The organism is Parabacteroides sp. AF19-14, assembly GCF_003635485.1.
Lineage (GTDB): Bacteria > Bacteroidota > Bacteroidia > Bacteroidales > Tannerellaceae > Parabacteroides > Parabacteroides distasonis.
Map to the genome: position 1 here is coordinate 69183 of NZ_QTMJ01000001.1, position 24346 is coordinate 93528.

A 24346-nucleotide genomic window follows, 5' to 3' on the forward strand; every position below is an offset into this window, starting at 1 on the left:
ATTTAGAGGGCAAAAGTACGAAATCCTCCTAATATGTATTCTTAAAGAATCCCTAATAAAAAAGAATAAACAGCTAAAAAGAAATGCTATTACAGTCTGGGGGGTGTAGAGACGTAGCGTGCGTGCTGCGTCTCTACAGCTAAGATTGGTACAAGACCTTGCCCTCTTCGGATATTAACAGCAAGGTTAGTTCGCCGTCGGGAAGGATAGGAGCGCAATACGATTTACATTTTTGTAAAAGTAATGGGAAGAAACGATTTTGTTCTTTTTCCGCAAGAAGCTCCCATAATTCACGGGCCAACGTAATCCGATTGATTGCATCTACGGTCGCCTCCTCGCATTTCGCTTCTTTCGCTACATCTTGAAGGAAGCCTTTGTTCATGACGACTTTTTTGCTGTGTGTATCTAGGAAACCTTCCGCAAGTTTCACCGCCTTGCCGATCATGATACCTAAGATAACCTGCTTGAAACCTAAATCGGCAGCGATCTTTAGCGTCTCTCCGATAAAGTTCCCGTAATGGACGAATGATTGTGGAGGCAAAGAAGCGTATAAGCTCCGAAGGTAGCGTTCACTCTTCGCCCCGGAATTAATAACCAACGTCTCGCAACCTATCGCTTTGGCGACACTGGCTTCTTTCCGTATCGAGGCGATAAAAGCGTCCGATGAGAAAGGACGCACGATTCCGGATGTCCCGATAATGGAGATTCCCCCGATAATTCCAAGTTTCGGATTGAAGGTACGTTTCGCCAACTCCTCGCCACCGGGAACCGAGACCGTGACAATAGCGACGGAATCGGGTGAGGGCAGGAGTGGAATCAGCTCTTGCCGGATCATCTTACGGGGCGTGGCGTTTATAGCCGGGCCGCCGACTTTCAAGCCGAGTCCCGGAAGGGTCACGGTTCCGACTCCTTCACCTGCTAGGAAGATGACTCTTCCCGTATCGTCGCTTTCTGTTTCTTGACAATATTCTTCTTGTGCCATTACCGTGGCACGCTTGTGCCATCGGCTTGGCACAGCTGTGCCATCACCGTGGCACGACTCTGCCACGGCGATGGCACAACCGGATGCATCGAGAGATAATTGAACAGTAACCCGGATCCGGCTATGATTCGTCACGTCCGGATCATCCCCAGACTCCTTGATCACGGTACAGGTGGCGGAACACCCGGCCCATTCGGTATAGGCTACCGGCAACGTTATCTGTTCTCCCGAGGGTAATGTTATCTGGCTTTCTGTTTGTTCCTTCCGTGATAATAAGGCCAATAAAGCGGCTTTTGCGGCGGCGGTAGCACAAGCTCCGGTCGTATATCCGCTTTTCAAGGGAAAGAATTCGGGTAATAGGCGTTCGATTTGTTTGCGCAATCCGTCTTCACCATACACTCGGTAGAAAGTTTCCGGTAATGCGGGACGCTTCACGACAAATACTGGTATTCCGAATTGGCGGGCAGCGTTCACTTTATCCGTAAAATAGCCGGAGAAACCACTTTCCTTTGTCAAGATCGCATCCGGATGGAGTTGCTCCAACAACTTTAACTCATCCTCACCTTCTCGATAGAAAACCAGACGTTCTTGGGGGAAGCCCTGCTTCTCGGCCAACGACAAAGATTCCTCCCGCTCCAATATACGGAACCAAGTGGTATGCGATCGCCAATAAGGGCGGAGCGGGGCAAGGGTGTTCACGCCACTGAGGGCAAGTAGCCGTTGGATACCTTTGTTTTCCATTTGGTGAATTGCGTCTGCATAACTATCGCACCAAATCAAGTCCTCATCACGAGGTGGATACCGACGTTCGTAACGGATCACCGGAATCTGTAAACATTTCGATACTTTTTCGATCGTTTGGTGTAACACTTGAGCGAAAGGGTGTGCCGCATCAATCAATAGCTTAATCGCGTGGTCACGACAAAAACACTCCATTTCCTCCGCATTCATGGCTCCGGTCAAACGGATTCCATGCGCGCATTCAATGGATTGCAAAGTTCCTTTCGTAGAATAGTAATAGGTAGCGGCTGCCTCGTCCGCTACCCGCACAGCCACACGGCCTTCTGTCGTTCCTCCAAGGATCAGTATCATTACTTACGGAAAAGATGTTTGAATTCATCCGCATATAAGCGGGATAGACCCTTGCGATTATCGATGGCATCCCCGACGACAAGTAATGTTGTCAGTGTAAGATGATTCTCTTTTACGATTTTCGCGAGATCTTTCAGTTGCCCACGGTAGATCCGCTCGTCTTTCCATGTCAATTTATAGCAAGCGGCTACCGGAGTGGTTGGAGCGTAATGTCGCGATAATTCCTCTTGGACCTTCTCTACGACACCGGCGCTTAAGAAGATACACATCGTACTTTGGCTTTGAGCCAGTTTGTGCAGTTGCTCTTTCTCAGGCATGGGCGTACGTCCTTCGCCACGAGTGAGGATGATCGTTTGTACTTTCTCCGGAATCGTGAACTGGGAATAAAGAGCGGCGGCGGCGGCTTGGAAAGAGGAAATACCCGGAGTGATATGATAATCCATCCCGTATTGATCAAAGTAATTCATTTGCTCTTGAATAGCTCCATAGATGCAAGGATCGCCCGTGTGCAAACGAACGACAAACAATCCTTTATCATAAAACTCTTTCATCAACGCAAACTGTTCTTCCAGATTCATATCCGCCGAGCTTCGCACCGTAGCGCCTGCCTTCGCGCATAAGGTAAGTTCTTTCGGGACGAGGCTTCCTGCATACAGGATCAAATCCGCTTTCTCCAACATTTGCCGTCCGCGGATAGAGATCAAGTCCGGATCGCCGGGACCGGCTCCTACGATCTCGATATGTCCCTTGCGGCAGGCCGCCCGATCTAACGCTACGGCAAAGGTATATTCATTTCCTTTCCCTAAATCCGCTTTTTGCTTCTCGACCAAAAGCGGACCGCCATGAGCCGCATAAATGGCGGAAGCTTCCGATACACTTGAGGATTCGGTTACCTCCAGTACCTTCTCCGAGGGATTGGGTACCGGGATATCTTTCAGCTCCTCCGATGTATAGGTGTGGAAAGGGCATTCCATAACTCCATAAGCCAATAATGTCAGCACCGGTTCGCATTTCTTCAAATCGATTGTATTTACATCCGCCAAAGCTTCCGGATATAGGCGTTTATCACGCAATACATCTTTAATATGTTCGTAAACGACCGTAGGATCGCCTTGCATATCCTTGCGGCAACCCATTCCTAGGTGGAGGACTTTCGGTATATAGGTGATCGTAGGGATGGATGTATCGTATTGTTGGGGACTGACGATCATCAATAACTCATAGTCTTGCTGCGGTATCGCCTCGAAGGAATAAAAGATAGAGACATGAGACGGGACCGTACGCTCCAAATAATCCGTTCCTTTATCTCGTATATCAAGGAGTAGCGCTGTCGGTTTTCCATTGACAAAAGTGGAGATGGCGGCATTGCTATCTTTGGCGATCAAGGTCCAATCGTATTTCTTCCCTAATGTATCGAGCGCCCATAGGTTTGCGTTGTCGCTTTGTGTCGTAATAATCGCTTCGGCTCCTAATAGGTTCGCTAACTCTTTGGAAAGATCGTTCGCTCCACCGATATGTCCGGATAAGACAGGAATCACGTATTTGCCGGTACTATCTATACAAACCACGGCCGGATCGGTATGTTTATCTTCCGCGAAGGGAGCGATACTGCGTACGCAAATTCCCATCGCTCCAATAAATACCAAACTACTGGATTCGTGAAAAACCTCTTTTGAGAAAGAGCCGAATGGTAAGATCTTCGCCTCAGGATAAGAAGCAAGAATTCGCTCAGCAAGCACCCGGCTGCTATCGGATATTGGAATAATTGATATTGTACTCATAATTTATAAATAACATTCACGGTAATCGTATTAAAATCATCAATCGTGATACGGGTTTGGGCGGATATCCGAAGACCGGTTTGGCGGACCGCTTCCTCTAAAAGCGCTTTGCTTTCGTCGGATACGGAGTTGAAGACGATGACACCGTTCTCTTTCATTTTTTGGGAAACTACCATAAGGATCTCCACTAATTTCCCGCCATGTCCGCCGATAAAGATTGCATCCGGAGCCTCCAACGCTGATAAATCCACCGATAAGAAATCTCCGATTATAGCCTCGATACCCGGAGTCCCAAAACGATGACAATTCTCAGTCATTAACTTTCGTCCCTCTTCCCGGATCTCAAAACTCGTGATATGCAAATGCGGGAACAGCAATTTAGCCTCTATCGAGACAGAACCCGTGCAAAAGCCGATATCCCAAAAACGTTCCCGGTTTCTCAGATCCAGCATGCTTAAAGATAACAAACGGATCGGCATTTTGGTTATCATCTTCTCCCGTCCGTTCAAATGCTCGAACGCGGAATCCGGCAGGCCGAATTTACGGGAATGCCCGTCACGCTCTTTCTTTAGGATCAAGCAATTCGGATGAACGAAATTATTCATTGCCGCGGCTTGTATACTGAATTGGCGGATGCTCTGCCGTTCGGTATTTCCTAACCGTTCTCCCACGAACATGGTATAATTATCATAGCCGTATTCCAGCATCCGGCGAGCGATAGTCGTAGGCGTATGTTCCCGATCCGTGAGCACGCCTATCTTAGACGCACTTTCGATCAAGGCACGATCGAACTCGTGCCAAGGCCGTCCGGTAAGGGAGACGATCCGCATATCGTGGTAAGGCATCAATAGATTTTGTGCCAAGAGTTGCAAGGAATTAAATGACGGGTACAGGCGGATTTGCGCATCCGGCAATCGGTTTTGAATCGTAACGGCGAATCCGAAAAACAAAGGATCTCCGGAAGCGAATACAACGATGCTTTCCCGACCGTCGTACGAACGATAGCGATCGAAGACCTCGTCCAACGGGACTTTTATATCGATCCAGTCCGCTTTCTCGGGCAAGAGCGAACGTACGATCTCATGATGCCGCACGCCTCCGGAGAACACCCGGTGGGACGAGATTATCTCCAATATCTCCGGCGGAAAGTATTGCCGCATATTATCATCCAGCCCTATGACATAAAATCGGTTCATACGTCTCTTCCCGGCTTTAATTGTTCTGCGTCATTAAAACAAAGGATGGCATTCACTAGCGTAGCCGCTAAATTACTACCTCCTTTACGACCTTCCACGATTAGTTTCGGTATACCGATAAAAGGTTTCACCATATGTTTGGATTCCTGCACATGTACGAAACCTACCGGAGCCGCGATAATGCCAGCTGGAGTGGCTTTACCTTTACGTATTAAATCGCATAATTCCATAAGGGCGGTCGGGGCGTTCCCGAAGACAAACAGAGCGGTCGGATGCTCTTCCACGGCCCGACGAATACCGGCTTGGGTACGGGTAATTCCTTTGCTCGAAGCCATCTCAGCGACCCGCTCGTCTTGAAGGTAGCATTTCACCTCGACACCCAGACGTTGCAGAGCTCCCTTACGAATGCCGGAAGCAGCCATCGTGACATCGGTGATGATCGTAGGAACTTCCCCGCCGCTGATCTTATTATATAATGTAGAGACAGCATCCGGGTCGGCATAAAGGATATTTTCCATATCGAAATCGGCCGTCGTATGAATGGCATGGAGTAACGCCCATTTCTTATCCAACGGGATCTCTTGGTTTTTCAATTCCTTCTCGATCGTACGGAAACTACGGATCATGATGTCCTGTCCGATACCCGTATCCATTTTCTTTTGTTTGATCTCGCCATAATATCCCCGGGGAGTGATCATATGATTCCCGGAAAGATATGTTTGTGAGTTTCCGATCAAGACTACCGTGAACATATCGATCTGCTCGGGGTCCAGATCTGCGAGCGTAGTGACGAATACTTCTTGCTCCTCCCGTCCGGCCTGACGTACATAACCGACCGGAGTCTCCGGCTTGCGTTCTTGCAGGAACAATTCTTTTAAGCGATAGAGTTGCCAATAACGTCCCTCGCTTTTTGGGTTATAGATCGCCGTAACAAAATCGGCCATGGCCGCCGCGTGAATCCGTTTCTCGATCAGTTCCCAAGGAGTCATCAAGTCTGAGAGGGAAATCACACAGAAATCATGTCCGATAGGAGCGCCAAGCAAGGACGCAGCTTTCTGGAAAGCGCTGATGCCCGGATACGACTCGATCTCGATCTCGCTTCCGGATTCTTTCTTCATCTCATAAATCAGAGGAGTCATGCCATAAATACCGGCGTCACCGGAACTGATCACGCAAACCGTCTTTCCCTCGTTGGCATAAGCGAAAGCTTGCTCGGCACGAGCTTGCTCACGTTTCATACCTGTATCTATACATTCCGTTCCCTCACGAAGCAAGTGGGTGATAAAACGGAAATAATATTTATATCCTATGATGACATCCGAGCTTTGGATAGCGGCCAAAACCGCAGGCGTTATATCGGCCTCGCTACCGGGGCCGATTCCGGCGACTATAATCTTGCCTTTATTCATTCAAATCTATTTTATAATACAATGTTCTCAATAAATATAATACAAATATACAGGCTTTACTTCTTTCTTCTCGCTTTTCGCCTGATATATTTTATCGCAAGCCATACACCGGATAAGGAAACGAACGTGCCTCCCAACATGGTTCCCCACATCACGATATTCCATAAGACCGGATGATCTACCAAGAATTTCAGATTCAAGCTATGCAATGCCGGATACATCCAATGGTTCCAACGAGACGGCGTATTTACATAACGGTATTGTCCATTACGGGGATTAATGTAATAACAACTATTATCCACGTCTTGAATAGATACTTTCCAGACCGGGAGTTCTAAATTCCTTTTTCGTGAGATATAATACGTATCATAAGCATCCAACAGTTTGATATCAGCCGTGGTCCCGATACCATGTATCTGAGACAATACGGAACGGATTTCTTCCGGTCGCAGGTTCAATAAAGATATCCCGTCACTCTTATTTGCGTTCACGACAATATCCTTCGTGTCTGTTTGTACGATGTAAAAGGGTATATCACCAAAACTGCTCCATTCCAATTGACGGATCTGGCCGGGATAGGCTTGTATGACCGCCCTGTAATCCAACGGATAATCGAGTGGGGAAGGAGCCATCTTCCGCAGTTCTTGAACCGGGTTTATATCAAGCTTGGCTTTCAACCCCCAATCCTGTACACGAGCCAAAGACATCATACCACTAAAGCAGAAGGTGAGGACAAATAAACCGAATAACACCCCAAGAATATGATGCCATTTATACCAGAACTTCTTATAAGGGGAAATCAAATGACGTCTCCTCGCTAACCGGAAATCCCGTATTCCTAAATAGATCCCAGCGATACACATAACGCATCCAATGCCGGATAACCAGACAACTACCTTTATCCATAATTCAGCGTCTTGCCGCAAGGAAGTGAAATAAACCCAATGAGGGATCGCCCCGAGCCAAGCCCAGAAACGACTGTTTTTATCCGTATATTGCAAAACCTCCCCGGATTTAGAGGATATGTATAATTCATGTCGTTCTGGATCGGCGAAATGGAATTTATAGATCGGAAATTCCTCTTTTAAACGACCGAATGGAATCCATTGGTCCAAGGTGTACAAGGAATCTACCTTCGCTATGGAAGAGGTATTCCATTGTGATGCCACACGTTGGATACGATTCCAGTCGATTACGGGTAATCTTTCCGTCGAGTCGGCAGGAATATCATAGCTCCCTTTCTCCGTCCGGATATGAAAAACAGTTTGTCCCAAATAGCTGTTTAAGGTAACATGGCTTATCCGCTCGTTCTGCGGTAAACGTTTCTCTATCTGGTCTAACGAAGGAAGATTCTCCAGAGAGAGAATATCCATCTTCGCCCGTTTATCGGCCCGGTCCGCTCGCGGGAACGTATGGTAGATCATTACCAATCCCGATAGGAACCAAACGAGAAACAGGATACTGAACGCCGTGCCCAGTATCCTGTGTATAAATAGCGTGATCTTTGTCAATAGATTCATGAGCGTATGTTCTATATATTATAATGTATAGGAGATAGCCACTTGGAAATTACGAGGCATGCTTGGCACCATCTGTTGTCCGAGCGCTTGGTTATAATAATTGTTGTCAAACAAGTTATTCAAGTTGAATGTAAGGTGAATATTGTTGTTCAACAAATAAGACATACCGAAATCGGTTACCCAATACGGATCGAACCAAGAGTTGTTAGATGTATTACGGTATACTTTACCGGTATAACTGCTACTCAAGTGAAATTCCAGATTCTTCAAGACACCCCGAGGGATGGTATAACTGCCGTATGCGTAGAAAGTCTGGTTCGGTACGTTGCTCTGCCAGTTTCCTTCTTGGCTATTCAATTGTTGCTTTGTCTCATCCGGGTTATTGCCATAGATAGCCTCGATCAATTCCGGATCCTTTATTTCTTTCATCTCCCGGATCTTGGAGTCGTTCAATCCATAACCGATCGTCAGCGCTAAGGTGCTTACCGGAGAAAGAGTGACATCAAAATCAAAACCCTTGGAATCTTGTACACCCACCTGTCCGATTACGCTCTTCGTGGTAGTCTCGCCGTTTACCTCCACTTGATAGTTGTTGGTCAACGTAGCCGTACTGTTCATCTTCCGGATATAGAACAAGCTGGCATTGGCGCTTAATATATTGTTCAATTGATATTTAAGCCCCACCTCGGCTTGGTATCCTTTCTCCGGCTTAAATACTTCCTCATTGCGAGCAGGCTCGAAACGATTTCCATCACCTCCTACATAAATGACGTTATCTTGATAGAACGTACGGATCGGCTTGAAGAAAGAGGCGAAAGACGCATAAATGGATGTATTCGGATGGGGCAGATAGACCGCTCCGAAACGATAAGTCAACGCCTTATTCTTTATCATATTGAAGCTTGAATGCTCCTCATACTCACGTCGTCCGGTAGGAGTTGTAGCGCTGGCGGACATATAACGGAAAAAGTCGTAACGTAGAGCGGCTAATACCTTCCATTGCTCGTTGAACTCAACCATATCTTGAAGATAAAGGCTGTTGGAATAATGATGCGTAACCGTCGCTTTCGAGAATTTACTGGTCATATATCCCATGCTATGCGGATCATAAACGGATACATGCGAATAAAGGCCGGGACCCTGAACATCATCCCCTAAATTATAGCCCGAATAGCTGGTACGATTCAAGGCGACGAAAGAGTAACCTCCCATATACGTATGCTTTATCTCACCCGTCTTGAATTTACCGCTCAACTCGAGCGTATTGGCGACAGTCTTGGAGATATGGGAGAAGCGAAGCGGGAAAGAAAGATATACGCTGTCCAAACAGATATATTTTTTCTGGCCGTTTTTCATATAATAATGATCATAGATCGGATCATCACTTTCGAGATAGTCGAGGGCTTCCGTCCCAAAATAGTTGATATCGTCGTTATTGTAAGAAAGGCGATCTGTTAGTTTCGCACCGTTCCAAAAAGTATGTGTGTACTGCGTCGATATGTTCCAAGCGTGATTCTTCATAAAGTCGGACTCGTTATTGTAGCGAGCCTCACGGTCAAGTCCCGGTAGCATATCATTTTTATGGAGATATAACTGTCCTGTTTGCGCATTATATACATCATTTGCCATTAAATCGGGAAGACCAATCTCCGTTCCATAGAAGTCGCGGTTAAAACCTCCACGAACATCTAATAGGTCACGTTCCGTCATTTTAGCTTGCAATGCCAGATAACCGGAAAAGCGACGGTTGCCATTATCACGCCAGCCCTCTTGATCGGAAAAGTTGACATTGGCGTAATAATTGACCGGACCGACCAATTTACCGCCCATGCCAAGCGTCGCCTCTTTATTCTCGTAACTACCGTAGGCCAATCGGGCGTTAACGCTCTGTTTCTCTGACGGGGATTTACGAACGATATTCAAGGTTCCACCTACGGCTGAATGTCCGTAAAGTACAGAAGCCGGTCCCTTTAATAATTCAATAGACTCGATACAGGATAGATCGGGTACGGGATAAGAGTTGTTTATTGCCGAACGTTCATCGCGGATACCGTCTATCATCATGATAGAATGATCGAAACCACGGATCGACAATTGTTGAAATGCGCCATAAGATGTTTGGAATCGTACGCCCGGCATAAAGCGTACCGCATCTTGGATATTACGGATACCTCTCAACTCCAAACTACTCGCCGTAATGCTATTAATTGAAATAGGAAGATATTTCATAGGTACGTCCAACTTCGTGATTTGTGGACGTGGCTTGCGTGCGGCGGTCGCTACGACTTCTTGAATATTGAATGTCGTATCGGCGAAATTCGTGTACTCATTCTTGTGTTGTGCCTGCATCGTACTGATACATAAGGCTGTCAACGGTAAGATTGTCAAAACTCTTTTCATATATTTAGCATTATAACTGTTTATTGTATGCATGTGAAATCCCTTTCGAAAGAAATTCCATTTTCCTTCGAATGAAAATTTAGTTTCTTTCGGAAGGAATTACTTTTTCTTCCGAAAGGAATAAAAAACATTGTGTAGTGAACTTTTTTAGTCCTTCTCTACCGCATAAGCTTTCTTCTTATCAACGATATCGATCATCTTATGTTTAGCCATGAAACGGGCATGTTCGATGAAGATCTTCTGGATATCCGGATTCTGTCCCAGACCTTCCATAAATACGCTTACCTCGTAGCCTTTCTTTTCCAATTCCTCTTTCCAATCACCGGCGATATCGTTTTTCGCATGGTCTCCGGCAACAAACATAAATGGCATCAACAAGACTTTCTTCGTTCCATTGGCCTTTACTTGGGCTACCATCGTATCAAAAGTAGGATAGCCCTCGATGGTTCCTACGGAATAATCCTTGAATCCCTTCTCCTTCAACATATAATCCAACATAGCATATTGGGCCGTCGCCGGTGTATAAGTGCCATGGCCTACCAATAAAGTAGCGCCTTCTTTCGCCCCATTTTTTATGATAGCGGCGATTACCGCCTCATAATCCTCCGGTGTATACAATAAAGGATTACCGATACGAATCTCCTTGAAAGAAGATTTCATGGTGGCAACATCCTTACGTAAGGATTCCATCTCGATACCTTCGATTATATTCGTGGATTGGATCAAGACATGTGTATAACCATCAGTCTTTAATTTTTCCAAGGCCTCGATCGGGTTCAGTTTCTCTACGCCACGAGCTTTTAAGCGGCGCATTACAATGCGAGAAGTCCATGCCTCACGCAACTCAACATCTTTGAAAGCTTCTTTCGCTTTTTGATTGATCGCGTCGATTGTCAAGGCACGGGTATCATCATGGGTTGTTCCAAAATGTACCATCAATAAAGCGGCCTTATCGCCCGGTTGTAAAGAGGCGAATAAATCGGATGCTACAAAATTCTCGCCATCGTGCGCACGACAAACTAGGCTGATGACCAGCAAGAAGAAAGATAGTAAGTGTTTCCTCATCATATGAATATATTAATAATTAGATTACATATCAATCCCACGGAGACAACGTATTATTACGTCTCCAACATCTTTTAGATATAGGTGATATTTCTATCCTCTTAATTACTCCTGACCCCGGGAGGAATTAATCATTACTTCGCTTGGCAGGTTTCCTGACTGGCTCGGAAAGCAACCTTCCCATCTTTCTTAAGACAGTGGCATAGCAGAACGCTTTCCTTTTCAAGAGCTTCACAGTAGCGGGCACTGTTCCGGATTCTAACCGGATTCCCTTTTATAGAGTTGTCGGTAGACAAACTCTATCACCTAAGCGGTCGCAAATTTATATAAATAATCCCGAAAAGTAACAACATCTTTCAAAGAATCCCTGTTCCAATAGCATCTTTTTTGTTTAACATCAAATAAATAGATATGGAATGGATAACTAATTTACTTCAACATTATCCGGAGCTAGCTGTTTTCATAACCTTAGCTCTCGGTTTCTGGATTGGCAAGTTTAAGATAAAGAAGTTCACGCTGGGAACGGTTACCAGCGTATTATTGGTCGGTGTATTGATCGGGCAATTAAAAATCGATATAAGCGGACCGTTAAAGTCCGTCTTTTTCTTGATGTTCCTCTTCGCTGTAGGATATAGCGTTGGGCCACAGTTCTTCCGGGGATTGAAAAAGGAAGGTCTTCCTCAAATGCTTTTCGCCGCCGTCATGTGTATATTTTGTTTGATCGCTCCTTTTTTGTTAGCGAAACTTATGGGATATAACGCAGGCGAGGCCGCAGGATTATTGGCGGGCTCCCAGACGATGTCGGCAGTATTAGGAGTTGCCGAAGATACGATCGGACAGATGAATATTAGCGATACGGATAAAAGTGCTATGGTAAATGTAATGCCCGTGGCCTATGCGGTAACTTATATTTTCGGTACGGCAGGATCCGCATGGTTAGTGAGTGATATCGGGCCACGTCTTTTAGGAGGACTCGACTACGTGAAAAAAGCGTGTAAAGAGCTAGAGGCTAAAATGGGAAATAACGACGAGAGCGAGCAACCGGGCTTTATGCCTGCCGCCCGTCCGGTAACTTTCCGGGCCTATAAGATTAGTAATGAATGGTTCAAGGATGGCAAAAGCGTAAAGCAGTTGGAGGTGTATTTAGACCAATTGGGACGGCATTTGTTCGTGGAGCGTGTCCGTATTAATAATGTAGTAACCGATGTTAAACCGGATTTGGTTTTACATACCGGAAATGAGGTTGTCCTAAGCGGTCGCCGGGAATTCGTGATCGGAGAGGAGAACTGGATTGGCGACGAGGTCAATGACATTGAATTGCTCGATTTTCCGGCAGAGACGTTACCCGTACTAGTGATCCATAAGGAATACGTGGGGAAAAAGATCTGCTATTTACGCAATCAATCGTTCATGCATGGTGTTAGCATCAAGTCCGTAAGGCGTGCGGGTATCAATATCCCGGTCTTGGCCGCTACGGTGATAGATTCCGGTGATATGCTGGAATTGGTAGGCATGAAATCAGAGGTAAATAAAGCGGCGACGGCTTTAGGATATCCCGATCGCCCAACCAATCAGACCGATTTGATTTTCGTGGGTATCGGTATTTTCTTAGGGGGAATTTTAGGTTCGCTCGCGATTCATTTCGGGGGTGTCCCGATTAGCCTAAGTACGAGTGGAGGTGCTTTGATAGCCGGGCTCGTCTTTGGATGGCTTCGTTCTAAGCATCCGACCTTCGGGCGTATTCCGGAGCCTTCCGTCTGGATATTAAATAATTTGGGATTGAATATGTTTATCGCCGTAGTCGGTATCACGGCGGGTCCCAGTTTCGTGACCGGATTGAAGGAAGTCGGTATAAGTTTATTTATTATCGGTGCTTTAGCGACATCTATCCCGCTTATCATCGGTATTCTGATGGGACGTTACGTTTTTAAGTTCCACCCGGCTATTACTTTAGGTTGTACGGCGGGTTCACGTACGACAACTGCCGCATTAGGAGCGGTGGAAGATGCCGTAGGAAGTGAGACTCCAGCCTTAGGCTATACCGTTACCTATGCGGTGGGTAATACTTTATTAATCATCTGGGGTGTCGTTATTGTGCTAATCATGTAATATATATAATGTATGGACAAGAAGAAAATACATGTCACGAGAGAATATGAGAAAAAGATGTCGGAGATTAGCCCTTTCGAGCTAAAGAACATCTTGATAGAGTTAGCGGATGAGAGCGCTCGTAAAAGTACGCACATCATGCTGAACGCAGGAAGGGGAAATCCAAACTGGATCAGTACGGTTCCACGGGAGGCATTCTTCCTATTAGGGCAGTTCGCCTTGGAGGAATGCCAGCGGGAAACCGAATTGGCAGATGAGATGGCCGGAGCCGCAGGGGTTCCCAACCGCAAAAGGATCGCGTCTCGCTTCGTACAGTTTCTAAAGAAACATGCGCAATCTCCCGGCGCTACTTTATTGAAGGGTACCTATGAATATCTGGTCACGGAAAAAGGTGTAGATGAGAATGAGCTTGTATATGAATGGGCGGAAGGTGTCATTGGTGATCAATATCCGGTTCCCGATCGTATCTTGAAATATACGGAAATGCTCGTGCGGGATTATTTAGACCAAGAATTATGTGATAACCAGCCCCCTGAGGGAATATTCGACCTTTTCGCTACCGAGGGCGGAACTGCCGCCATGTGTTATATCTTCGATTCCTTGCAACAGAATTTCTTGTTGAATAAGGGAGACAAGATCGTTCTCTTCGCTCCGGTATTCACTCCTTATATAGAGATTCCGGAACAGGCTCGTTATCTTTTTAATGTCATAGAGATAAAAGCCTTGAAGATGACAAAAGACGGCTATCACACGTGGCAATATCAAGAAAAAGATTTAGATGTCCTGAAAGATCCTAGCGTGAAAGCCGCTTTCATAACAAACCCGAGCAACCCGCCTTCATACGGATTGACAAAAGCATTGATGAATAGGATCGTTGAGATCGTACGGAACGACAATCCCAACCTCATGATTATTACGGATGATGTGTATGCGACATTTATTCCGCATTTTCGCTCGATGATGGCCGAATTACCAAAGAATACGTTATGTGTCTACTCTTTCTCCAAATATTTCGGGGCAACCGGATGGAGATTGGCGGTAATCGCTTTACATCAAGATAATATTTACGACCGGATGATCCGTGAATTGCCAAGAGATAAACAGGAGCTTCTAAAAAAACGATATAGCAGTCTATCCTTACATCCCGAGGATATCCGCTTTATTGATCGTATGGTAGCCGATAGCCGTCAAGTAGCCTTGAATCATACGGCCGGTCTTTCCTTGCCACAGCAAACACAAATGTCTCTGTTTGCGTCTTTCGCTCTATTAGATGCGGAAAATACCTATAAGAAAAGGATGCAGGATATGATCCACGAGCGTTTACACACATTGTGGGAAAGCACCGGATTCACCTTATTAGACGACCCTTTGCGTGCGGGATATTATAGTGAGATCGATATGCTTGTCTGGGCTAAGAAATTCTATGGGGATGATTTCGTGGAATATCTAAAAAAGAATTACGAACCTCTGGATGTCGTTTTCCGTCTGGCACAGGAAACTTCCTTGGTTTTACTGAACGGAGGAGGTTTTGATGCTCCCGAGTGGTCTATCCGCACATCTTTAGCCAACCTTAAACGGGAAGATTATGTCCGGATCGGAGAGGGTATCGCATCTATTTTGCATAGTTATGCCCAAAGATGGAAAGAAAGTCTCGATAAGTAGAAAAAACAGCTCCAAGGCTTGAACAAAACGGGCTAATGGTACGTTTTATTAATAAACGTGCGATTAGCCCGTTTTTCTAAGTTATCCGGGAGATTATAAATAACCTCTATAACCTCATAGAAATTATCGAACAAATTGTATTTCATTATATTATATATTTGTTGATAATAAAAACAAAGACTCATTGGCAGATGTCTTATTTATTACATTTTAGCTGGTTATAGATAAATATATTTGCGAAAAGGCTTACAATAAAAAACGAATATGAATATGGTGTACGACATTGACATGCTTAGAAATTTCTATGCAAATTTCCCCAGAAGAGTGGACACAGCCCGCGAACGTATCGGTGGTCGCCCGATGACCTTGGCCGAGAAAATCTTATATGCGCATCTATACGATGAAAGCTCGACTCGCCTTTTCAAAAGAGGTGAGGATTATGTGAATTTCCGTCCCGACCGTGTGGCTATGCAAGATGCCACCGCTCAGATGGCGCTTTTACAATTCATGAACGCCGGAAAAGAAAAATCCGCAGTACCGGCTACCGTGCATTGCGACCATTTGATCCAAGCGAATATGGGAGCCAAGACGGATATCGATACGGCTACCAAAAGCAATAGCGAGGTCTATGATTTCTTGAAATCGGTCTCCGATAAATATGGAATCGGTTTTTGGAAACCCGGAGCAGGCATTATCCATCAAGTGGTATTGGAAAATTATGCGTTTCCCGGCGGTATGATGGTAGGAACTGATTCACATACCCCGAATGCCGGAGGACTTGGAATGGTCGCTATCGGAGTAGGAGGAGCCGACGCCGTGGATGTCATGACCGGAATGGAATGGGAACTGAAGATGCCGAAACTAATTGGTGTTAAGTTAACTGGTAGTTTGAATGGTTGGGCCTCGCCGAAGGACGTGATTCTTAAGCTAGCGGGCATCTTAACCGTAAAAGGTGGAACGAACGCTATCATCGAATATTTCGGTCCGGGCACCGCCTCCATCTCAGCGACCGGAAAAGCTACGATCTGTAATATGGGTGCCGAGGTAGGAGCGACTACTTCTTTATTCCCATTCGATAATACAATGGCTCAATATCTTCGTGCCACGGGACGTGACGAGGTAGCGAGCTGGGCCGAAGCTATTGGTGAATATCTGGAAGCGGATATGGACGTTCGTGCCGAGCCAGATAAGTTTTACGATCGTGTAATCGTTATTAACCTTTCCGAATTGGAGCCGCATATCAACGGTCCGTTCACGCCGGATGCAGCTACGCCTATCTCGGAGTTTGCCGCAAAAGTAAAAGCGAATGGCTATCCCCGAAAGATGGAGGTCGGATTAATCGGTTCCTGTACCAACTCTTCTTATCAAGATCTAAGCCGTGCGGCATCCATTGCTCGCCAAGCTTATGAGGATAAAATACCGGTAGCGGCACCCTTGATCATCAACCCGGGTTCCGAGCAAATCCGTTATACGGCGGAAAGAGATGGTATTATCGGTGATTTTGAACGGATTGGCGCAACCATTATGGCGAATGCCTGTGGTCCTTGTATCGGACAATGGAAACGTCATACGGATGATAATACCCGTAAGAATTCGATCGTTACTTCATTTAATCGTAACTTCGCTAAACGTGCGGACGGTAATCCGAATACACATGCTTTTGTCGCTTCTCCGGAACTGACACTGGCCTTGACCATCGCAGGTGATCTATGTTTCAATCCTTTGACCGATACCTTGAAGACAGAGGATGGTAAGGTTGTGAAACTGAAAGAACCGAAAGGCACGGATTTCCCGCCGAAAGGTTTCGAGGTAAAGGATAACGGCTATCTGGCACCTACGGGTAAGAACGTAGTGGTGAACATCGATCCGGAATCCAACCGCCTACAAGCATTAAAGCCTTTCGCTCCTTGGAATGGAGAGGATTTCACGGATATGCCCCTTCTTATCAAGGCTGAAGGTAAATGTACGACGGATCATATCTCGATGGCCGGTCCATGGTTACGTTTCCGTGGGCATTTGGAAAATATATCGGATAATATGTTGATGGGAGCCGTAAACGCTTTCAACGGGAAGACAAACTCTGTATTGAATCAACTGAACAATGAATATGAAGCAGTTTCTGCCGTAGCGAAACAATACAAGGCAAATGGTATTTCCTCGATCGTCGTAGCGGAAGAAAACTATGGTGAAGGCTCTTCCCGGGAACATGCAGCCATGGAGCCTCGCTTCCTAAATGTAAAAGTGATCCTAGCCAAGAGTTTCGCCCGTATCCACGAGACAAACTTGAAGAAACAAGGAATGTTAGCACTGACTTTCGCCGATAAGGAGGATTATAGCAAGATCCGTGAGAATGACCATATCTCGATCATCGGATTGAAAGATTTTCAGCCGGGCAAACCGTTGACGGCCGTTCTTCTTCATGCGGATGGTACGCAAGAATCATTCCCGGTTAACCATACGTATAATGATTTACAAATTAAATGGTTCAAGGCGGGTTCCGCTTTAAATACAGCTCACTAAGACAAACAAAAAAATCTTGATATCATGAGTAAGATAACAAAGAAAGGTAATCATATTTTCGTTCCGGATCACGTGACGATCCCTTATATTGAAGGAGATGGCGTGGGGCATGAGATCACTCCCGTTAGCCAAAAGATAGTAAACGCTGCCATCAAGCAAGCTTACAACGGAACCCGTTCCATTGAATGGAAAGAGGTCTTAGCCGGTGAAAAGGCGTTTAAGCAAACCGGAAGTTGGCTTCCCGATGAGACTATGGAAGCATTCCGTGAATACATCGTCGGTATTAAGGGACCGTTGACAACTCCGATTGGTGGAGGTATCCGTTCATTAAATGTGGCCCTCCGTCAGACGTTGGATTTATATGTTTGTCTCCGTCCGGTTCGTTGGTTTAAAGGAGTCGTATCTCCGGTAAAGGAGCCGCAGAAAGTGAATATGTATATCTTCCGTGAGAATACGGAAGATATCTATGCCGGAATCGAATGGCAACAAGGGACTCCGGAGGCACAAAAGTTATTGAAGTTCCTCACCGAGGAAATGGGAGTGAAGAAAATACGTTTCCCGGAAACTTCCTCTTTCGGCATCAAGCCGGTTTCTGTGGAAGGTACGGAGCGTCTGGTGCGTGCCGCTATCGAATACGCAATATTGCATCAATTACCGAGCGTGACTTTGGTACACAAAGGTAACATCATGAAATTCACGGAAGGTGGTTTCAAACTATGGGGATACGCTTTAGCGGAACGGGAGTTTGCGGATCTCACTTTCACATGGCCTCAATATGAGAAGATCAAGAAAGAGCAAGGCGAGGAAGCGGCCAATACCGCCTTAGTGGAAGCTTCAAAGGCCGGTAAAATCATTATCAAGGATGTCATAGCCGATGCTTTCTTGCAAAACACTCTATTAATTCCGGAAGAATATTCCGTGATCGCTACTTTGAACCTGAACGGCGATTATATCTCCGATCAATTAGCGGCGATGGTAGGTGGCATTGGCATTGCTCCCGGCGCTAATATCAACTATAACAGTGGTCATGCGATCTTCGAGGCAACACATGGAACCGCTCCGAATATCGCGGGAAAGAATCTCGTAAACCCCTCTTCCTTATTATTATCATCCGTGATGATGCTGGAATATATGGGATGGAGTGATGCGGCTAACCTGATTACATCCGCTATGGAGCAAGCTTTCTCCGCTGGAGAGGCCACTCATGACTTGGCTCGTTTTATGCCGAACGGCAAATCTCTCGGCACCAAAGAATTTGGTGATCGTATCATCTCTATTATCGAAACAATTAAATCAGTATAGTCATGTTGAAGAAAGAATATTTAATCTACAAATTGTCCGAGGCTGCCAGAGAGGCTTGCAAGATCGACAACGAACTTTTCCCAATGTATAATGTGAAACGTGGCCTTCGTAACGAAGATGGTAGCGGCGTGTTAGTAGGATTGACCCAAGTCGGTAATGTAGTAGGATACGAACGCTTGCCAGAGGGCGGTCTTAAAGCGATCCCCGGTAAGTTATTCTATAGAGGTTACGACGTAGAGGATTTAGCGCGTGATTTCATCAAGGAAAAACGGTTCGGTTTTGAGGAAGTGGCTTATTTATTACTTTCTGGTAAACTCCCCGATAAAGAGGAATTATCAGCCTTTAAAGAACTGTTGAACGATAATATGCCCTTGGAGCAAAAGACCAAGATGAATATTCTGGATCTGGAAGGACAGAACATCATGAATATATTGGCTCGTAGCGTATTGGAGATGTATACCTTCGACGCAAACCCGGACGACACCTCCCGAGATAACTTAATGCGCCAATCTATTGAATTGATCTCTAAGTTCCCGACGATTATCGCTTATGCCTACAATATTTATCGTCATAGCACACAGGGGCGTTCTTTACACATCCGTCATCCGCACGAGAACTTATCGATCGCAGAAAATTTCCTTCACATGCTGAAACGTGATTTCACGGATCTGGACGCACGTACGTTGGATTTGCTCTTGGTATTGCAAGCAGAACATGGTGGTGGTAATAACTCTACGTTCACGGTACGCGTCACTAGTTCTACGGGAACGGATACGTACTCATCTATCGCAGCTGGTATCGGCTCATTGAAAGGCCCGTTGCACGGAGGCGCCAATATTCAGGTAGTAGATATGTTCCATCATTTGAAAGAGAATATCGCGGATTGGAAGAACGTGGACGAGATCGATACTTATTTCATGCGGATGCTTAACAAAGAGGCTTATAACAAGACAGGCTTGATCTATGGTATCGGCCATGCGGTCTATACGATTTCCGATCCCCGTGCGGTCGTATTAAAGGAACTGGCTCGTGATCTGGCAAAAGAGAAAGGTCGCTCTGAGGAATTCGCCTTCCTTGAGTTATTAGAGGAAAGAGCGATCGAATGTTTCGCCAAGCATAAAGGAACTAAGAAACGGGTTTCCTCGAACGTGGACTTCTATTCCGGATTCGTTTATGAGATGATCGGTTTGCCACAGGAAATCTATACGCCTTTATTCGCCATGGCCCGAATCGTGGGTTGGACCGCTCACCGTATCGAGGAGTTGAACTTTGACGGAAAACGCATCATCCGTCCGGCTTACAAGAACGTTTTGGACGATAGGGAATATATCTCCATCAACGAGCGATAACACTAAAAAAATCATAGTTATGTTTTCTTTCATTCATAGTTATAAGTTGAAGGATTCATAACTATGATTTTTTAGCATGCTCAGGCTGATAATAATATCCTACATAAAACCCTTAAAATGTAAATTTCTCAAGTTCCATCGCACCTAATCCTTGCAATTTAGGAACCAACGTTACGAAATGCTCAGCTTTTTCGTGAGCTGATAAGGATTCAGCGTCTTTCCACGTCTCACAAATCATCAATACATCACTACGAGTAGCGCTCTCGAAAATATCATAAGCAATACAGCCATTGTCTTTCAAAGACTTTTCAACCAATTCTTTCGCAGTCTCCAATGCGGCGGGACGATTCTCCTCACTTACTTGAATAAATACATTTAGTCTAATCATACTCATAATTGTTTTAAGAATGTTACATACTTGATCAAAAGTACAGCACAAATATAGAAATAAACCCGTATATTTGTCATTCGAAACGTATAATTAACAGCATGAAGGAATCTGTTCGTATTCTTCGTTTCGCCATTGTAGGTTCTTCTAACGCTTTGATCACCGCATTGGTAATCTGGATATTAATGGATATTCTGGATTGTAATTACTTGTGGTCGAACATGGCTGGATATGTGGCTGCCTTGGTGAATAACTTCTTTTGGAGTAAATACTGGGTATTTTCTTCCGGGAAAGGTAATTTCTGGAAGGAGATTCCTTTATTCCTAATCGCTTTTGGTTGCGCTTACGCTACTCAATTCATATTCTTGCTTTTAATGGTGGAGGTGATCGATCTAAATGAATATCTGGGTCAGTTCCTTGGACTTTTCGTTTACGGAGCCGTTAATTTTATGATGAATAAGAGGCTTACTTTTAAGAGCTAGAATCCGATAAATCGTATCAAAGGAAGTGGTATAGTACGCCAGTAGTGGTGAAGGTCAACGCGACTATTCGCATAAGCCTTCACCACTACTGGTGTTGACCATCGGGACTAGTCGCGTGAGCCATCGAGACTAATCGTGCTGAATCGCTAACGGGTAAGGCTCGTAAACTGCTTCCCGAGTCTGTAAAGATAGAAAGCTAGATGCGTAAAAGCGAATACGAATGAGATAATCAATAAGACTTTACTTTCGCCCCATCCCACGGTTTGCTGGTGCCAAAGCCCCGTAATCACGCAAAGCACGGATAGGGTAATACCGATCATATCCAATGTGGTCTGTCCCGAGCGATGTTTCTGCATATGTTCCAGTTTGCTATGTTTGATGCCATAGCAGACATATATATCCAGACCGATTAACATCCATAATACCAAACGAATCCATGTATCAGCCGGGAGAAAAAGCATCATCACCAGACAAGTTATGATACCGGCGATAGGCACGAACGGAACCAACGGGGTCTTGAAAGACCGGGGAGCGTCCGGCATTGTCTTACGGACAATCAATACCCCGGCGCAAACTAGCGTAAAGGCGAACAAAGTCCCGATACTACACATCTCGCCCGCTACGCTCGCCGGAACGAAAGCTGCCAATGCACCGACCAATAACATAAACAGGAAATTACTTCGTGCCGGCGTGCGGAATTTCTCATGGATATGGGAAAATAGGGGAGGGAGCAGCCCATCCCGGCTCATACTCAAGAATACACGGCTCTGTCCTAATAACGTTACCATGATAACCGAGCAATACCCCAGTAAAATAGCTATTACGATCGCCCGATTCATCCAAGGGTAATCCGGACGAATCACACCAGAAGCATCCATTTGTCCCATATGATCGATAGCTATTGCCACAGGAGCGATTCCATTCTGGCCAGCAAAAGCGGAGTAATGTACGACTCCGGTCATCACGTGGGCAAACAGCATATATAATATAGTACAAACCACCAATGACATCAAGATCCCGATCGGCATATCCCGTTTCGGGTTCTTGGTTTCCTGCGCCGCCGTACTTACAGCGTCGAAACCGAGGAAAGCAAAGAATACGATAGCCGCCCCTCGTAGGATACCGGAAAATCCGAACTCGCCTAGAGTCCCTGTATTAGTGGGGATATAAGGCGTATAATTCTCCATACGGATATATTTCCATCCCAAGACTACGAACACCAAGACTACGGAGACTTTCAAGAATACGATGATCCCATTGAAGATAGAACTGCCTTCCGTTCCTCGTATCAACAAAATACTCATTAACACCACGATCAAAAAAGCCGGGATATTCACGATACCGCCATCCCAAGGGCAAGCCGTCAAGGCTTGCGGTAAATGCACTCCGAATCCTTCCAGAAAAACGACCAAATACCGACTCCAACTTATGCTAACGGTCGTAGCGGCCACGCAGTACTCGAGCACCAAATCCCAACCGATAATCCAAGCGACCAACTCACCCATCGTGGCGTACGAGTAGGTGTATGCGCTACCTGCCACCGGGATCATGGAAGCGAACTCGGCGTAACATAACCCGGCGAAACAACAGCCCAAGGCGGCGATAGCGAAAGATAAAGTAATGGCAGGCCCCGTATACCCGGCGGCCACCGCACCCGTAATGGAGAACAATCCGGCACCGATAATAACACCGACACCTAAGGCGATCAAACTCCACGGGCCAAGGATACGCTTCAGCGATTTACTGCCCGAATCATTTGCCTCGGTCATCAAATCCGCTAAAGGCTTCTTAATAAATAAACCCATCTGTATAGATTAAAAAATTAGTAATTGGGCGCAAAGGTAGGAATTTTTATTATGTTTGCCGAAAAGTAAAAGCAAGGACAGAAACAAACAAGAAAATAAATAGACAACTAAATAATGAAACAATTGATAGCCTGTTGCGGATTAGATTGCGAAAGTTGCGATGCCCGCATAGCCACAGTTAAGAATGATAATGAGCTAAGAGAAAAAACCGCACAAAAGTGGAGCGCCATGAACAATGCGCCCGAAATTACAGCCGCAACTATAAACTGTATGGGTTGTCGTGCGGACGGAGTGAAATTTGCGTATTGCAGTGATTATTGTGAAATATGCAAATGTGTATCCGGAAAAGGCTTTAATACATGTGGCGATTGTGATGAATTGGATAGTTGCCAGATAGTCGGTGCGGTCCTTCAGCATGCTCCCGGCGCAAGAGAAAATCTAATGTAGAAGCAAAAAAGATGAACCTCTAACATATCCGATCCTAATTCCGTATCGGCAGCCGTTCCCAAAGCCATTCAGGGATCAGTCTCCAGAGAAAGACAAGGATAGCGTATCTCCAATCGATGATCGCCCTTCTCTTTTTCCGGTCTATAGCGTTGGCGATACGCAGGGCGGCATATTGGGGAGACATCAGCATAGGATAATTCCTGCCGTCTTTCAATAAATCCGTACGGACAAATCCCGGACGGATATCCGTAAGTATAATAGGCTGTTTCTCCATACGGGAAAGTTGGGCTAAAGCGTCTATATAAATATTTTGGTATCGTTTGGTAGCCGAGTAGGAGGGAGCGACACCTAATCCTTTGGTTCCGGCAATAGAGCTGATTACAGATATATGCCCGCCACCTTGACTGGAAAAATAACGATAGGCCGCTAGTACCATACGTGTAAAGCCTGTCACATTCGTCTGTATCGTAGCTTGTTCAATGGAAGTATCTAAGTTTTTATTCTGGTTGCCGATCCCTGAACTAAGCAGGAAGATGTCCATTCCTCCCAAATCACGGATTAATTCGTCTAAACGATCAGCGGCATCCTCGGCGGTCACGTCCAACTGCTTTATCTGGATATGCTCCGGATCTTGCTTACGAAACTCCTCCAACCGATCAACCCGACGACCAGCCAATCCCAGTTGATATCCTCGTTTCCAATAAATCTTAGCAACCTCATAGCCGATACCGGAGGTAGCGCCGATAATGATAATTCGTTTGACCATAATACTTGATACAATAAATTAACAATAAAGATAAACAAAATTCTCATGCTAAGCTCTATCTTTGTCACCCA

Annotated in this window: 17 protein-coding genes and 1 riboswitch; of the genes, 7 read left to right on the plus strand and 10 right to left on the minus strand. The window is 45.5% G+C overall.

Going from position 1 to position 24346, the window contains the following annotated elements; genetic code table 11:
• Positions 1-139: 139 nt before the first annotated feature.
• The 7 genes from cbiD to DWX33_RS00330 form a co-directional block, all read right to left on the minus strand.
• Positions 140-2074 (minus strand): cobalt-precorrin-5B (C(1))-methyltransferase CbiD, encoded by a 1935-nt coding sequence (cbiD, locus tag DWX33_RS00300; RefSeq protein ID WP_122379660.1) that lies wholly within the window; start codon positions 2072-2074, stop codon positions 140-142.
• Positions 2074-3855, minus strand: coding sequence for a precorrin-4 C(11)-methyltransferase (cobM, locus tag DWX33_RS00305; protein WP_122379661.1), 1782 nt, complete (start codon positions 3853-3855; stop codon positions 2074-2076). The genes cbiD and cobM overlap by 1 nt, the downstream gene beginning before the upstream one ends.
• Positions 3852-5051 (minus strand): bifunctional cobalt-precorrin-7 (C(5))-methyltransferase/cobalt-precorrin-6B (C(15))-methyltransferase, encoded by a 1200-nt coding sequence (locus tag DWX33_RS00310; protein WP_057318753.1) that lies wholly within the window; start codon positions 5049-5051, stop codon positions 3852-3854. The genes cobM and DWX33_RS00310 overlap by 4 nt, the downstream gene beginning before the upstream one ends.
• On the minus strand, positions 5048-6460 hold the full coding sequence (cobJ, locus tag DWX33_RS00315) for a precorrin-3B C(17)-methyltransferase (RefSeq protein WP_005862324.1): 1413 nt from the start codon (positions 6458-6460) through the stop codon (positions 5048-5050). Before cobJ ends, DWX33_RS00310 begins: the two co-directional genes overlap by 4 nt.
• A gap of 56 nt (positions 6461-6516) precedes the next feature.
• Positions 6517-7980 (minus strand): PepSY domain-containing protein, encoded by a 1464-nt coding sequence (locus tag DWX33_RS00320; protein ID WP_122379662.1) that lies wholly within the window; start codon positions 7978-7980, stop codon positions 6517-6519.
• A gap of 18 nt (positions 7981-7998) precedes the next feature.
• Entirely contained in the window at positions 7999-10380 is a 2382-nt protein-coding gene (locus DWX33_RS00325; RefSeq protein WP_122379663.1) for a TonB-dependent siderophore receptor, read from the minus strand.
• A 147-nt stretch (positions 10381-10527) separates the two neighbouring features.
• Complete coding sequence (locus DWX33_RS00330; protein ID WP_005856993.1) at positions 10528-11445, minus strand: sirohydrochlorin cobaltochelatase; 918 nt, start codon at positions 11443-11445, stop codon at positions 10528-10530.
• Positions 11446-11572: 127 nt separating this feature from the next.
• A riboswitch (cobalamin riboswitch) is annotated at positions 11573-11770 on the minus strand.
• Between the two features lie 86 nt (positions 11771-11856).
• On the opposite strand from DWX33_RS00330, the gene aspT reads away from it, so the two are divergent.
• From aspT to DWX33_RS00355, 5 genes are all read left to right on the plus strand, one after another.
• Positions 11857-13554, plus strand: a complete 1698-nt coding sequence (gene aspT / locus DWX33_RS00335) for an aspartate-alanine antiporter (RefSeq protein ID WP_122379664.1) — start codon at positions 11857-11859, stop codon at positions 13552-13554.
• Between the two features lie 12 nt (positions 13555-13566).
• Complete coding sequence (locus DWX33_RS00340; RefSeq protein WP_122379665.1) at positions 13567-15216, plus strand: bifunctional aspartate transaminase/aspartate 4-decarboxylase; 1650 nt, start codon at positions 13567-13569, stop codon at positions 15214-15216.
• Between the two features lie 270 nt (positions 15217-15486).
• On the plus strand, positions 15487-17736 hold the full coding sequence (locus DWX33_RS00345; protein WP_057327800.1) for an aconitate hydratase: 2250 nt from the start codon (positions 15487-15489) through the stop codon (positions 17734-17736).
• Positions 17737-17760: 24 nt separating this feature from the next.
• Positions 17761-19038, plus strand: coding sequence for an NADP-dependent isocitrate dehydrogenase (icd, locus tag DWX33_RS00350; RefSeq protein WP_008772166.1), 1278 nt, complete (start codon positions 17761-17763; stop codon positions 19036-19038).
• A gap of 5 nt (positions 19039-19043) precedes the next feature.
• Positions 19044-20387, plus strand: a complete 1344-nt coding sequence (locus DWX33_RS00355) for a citrate/2-methylcitrate synthase (protein ID WP_008772165.1) — start codon at positions 19044-19046, stop codon at positions 20385-20387.
• A gap of 112 nt (positions 20388-20499) precedes the next feature.
• Here DWX33_RS00355 and DWX33_RS00360 read toward each other — a convergent pair whose 3' ends face one another.
• Positions 20500-20775 (minus strand): putative quinol monooxygenase, encoded by a 276-nt coding sequence (locus DWX33_RS00360; RefSeq protein WP_122379666.1) that lies wholly within the window; start codon positions 20773-20775, stop codon positions 20500-20502.
• 101 nt (positions 20776-20876) lie between these two features.
• On the opposite strand from DWX33_RS00360, the gene DWX33_RS00365 reads away from it, so the two are divergent.
• Positions 20877-21257, plus strand: a complete 381-nt coding sequence (locus DWX33_RS00365; protein ID WP_005856979.1) for a GtrA family protein — start codon at positions 20877-20879, stop codon at positions 21255-21257.
• A gap of 146 nt (positions 21258-21403) precedes the next feature.
• Here the strand turns inward: DWX33_RS00365 and DWX33_RS00370 are convergent, their stop codons facing one another.
• Positions 21404-23062: an amino acid permease gene (locus DWX33_RS00370; RefSeq protein ID WP_122379667.1), complete on the minus strand. Its 1659-nt coding sequence runs from the start codon at positions 23060-23062 to the stop codon at positions 21404-21406.
• Positions 23063-23176: 114 nt separating this feature from the next.
• On the opposite strand from DWX33_RS00370, the gene DWX33_RS00375 reads away from it, so the two are divergent.
• Entirely contained in the window at positions 23177-23509 is a 333-nt protein-coding gene (locus DWX33_RS00375) for a DUF3795 domain-containing protein (protein ID WP_087342680.1), read from the plus strand.
• Positions 23510-23543: 34 nt separating this feature from the next.
• Here the strand turns inward: DWX33_RS00375 and DWX33_RS00380 are convergent, their stop codons facing one another.
• Positions 23544-24275: an SDR family oxidoreductase gene (locus DWX33_RS00380; protein WP_087342683.1), complete on the minus strand. Its 732-nt coding sequence runs from the start codon at positions 24273-24275 to the stop codon at positions 23544-23546.
• Between the last annotated feature and the right edge of the window lie 71 nt (positions 24276-24346).

Bases quoted from the DNA above. Each gene is read 5' to 3' on its own strand.
- cbiD (WP_122379660.1), bottom strand. From the start codon at position 2,074: ATGATACTGATCCTTGGAGGAACGACAGAAGGCCGTGTGGCTGTGCGG.
- DWX33_RS00310 (WP_057318753.1), bottom strand. From the start codon at position 5,051: ATGAACCGATTTTATGTCATAGGGCTGGATGATAATATGCGGCAATAC.
- cobM (WP_122379661.1), bottom strand. From the start codon at position 3,855: ATGAGTACAATATCAATTATTCCAATATCCGATAGCAGCCGGGTGCTT.
- aspT (WP_122379664.1), top strand. From the start codon at position 11,857: ATGGAATGGATAACTAATTTACTTCAACATTATCCGGAGCTAGCTGTT.
- DWX33_RS00380 (WP_087342683.1), bottom strand. From the start codon at position 24,275: ATGGTCAAACGAATTATCATTATCGGCGCTACCTCCGGTATCGGCTAT.
- cobJ (WP_005862324.1), bottom strand. From the start codon at position 6,460: ATGAATAAAGGCAAGATTATAGTCGCCGGAATCGGCCCCGGTAGCGAG.
- icd (WP_008772166.1), top strand. From the start codon at position 17,761: ATGAGTAAGATAACAAAGAAAGGTAATCATATTTTCGTTCCGGATCAC.
- DWX33_RS00325 (WP_122379663.1), bottom strand. From the start codon at position 10,380: ATGAAAAGAGTTTTGACAATCTTACCGTTGACAGCCTTATGTATCAGT.
- DWX33_RS00330 (WP_005856993.1), bottom strand. From the start codon at position 11,445: ATGAGGAAACACTTACTATCTTTCTTCTTGCTGGTCATCAGCCTAGTT.
- DWX33_RS00345 (WP_057327800.1), top strand. From the start codon at position 15,487: ATGGTGTACGACATTGACATGCTTAGAAATTTCTATGCAAATTTCCCC.
- DWX33_RS00370 (WP_122379667.1), bottom strand. From the start codon at position 23,062: ATGGGTTTATTTATTAAGAAGCCTTTAGCGGATTTGATGACCGAGGCA.
- DWX33_RS00340 (WP_122379665.1), top strand. From the start codon at position 13,567: ATGGACAAGAAGAAAATACATGTCACGAGAGAATATGAGAAAAAGATG.
- DWX33_RS00360 (WP_122379666.1), bottom strand. From the start codon at position 20,775: ATGATTAGACTAAATGTATTTATTCAAGTAAGTGAGGAGAATCGTCCC.
- DWX33_RS00320 (WP_122379662.1), bottom strand. From the start codon at position 7,980: ATGAATCTATTGACAAAGATCACGCTATTTATACACAGGATACTGGGC.
- DWX33_RS00375 (WP_087342680.1), top strand. From the start codon at position 23,177: ATGAAACAATTGATAGCCTGTTGCGGATTAGATTGCGAAAGTTGCGAT.
- DWX33_RS00365 (WP_005856979.1), top strand. From the start codon at position 20,877: ATGAAGGAATCTGTTCGTATTCTTCGTTTCGCCATTGTAGGTTCTTCT.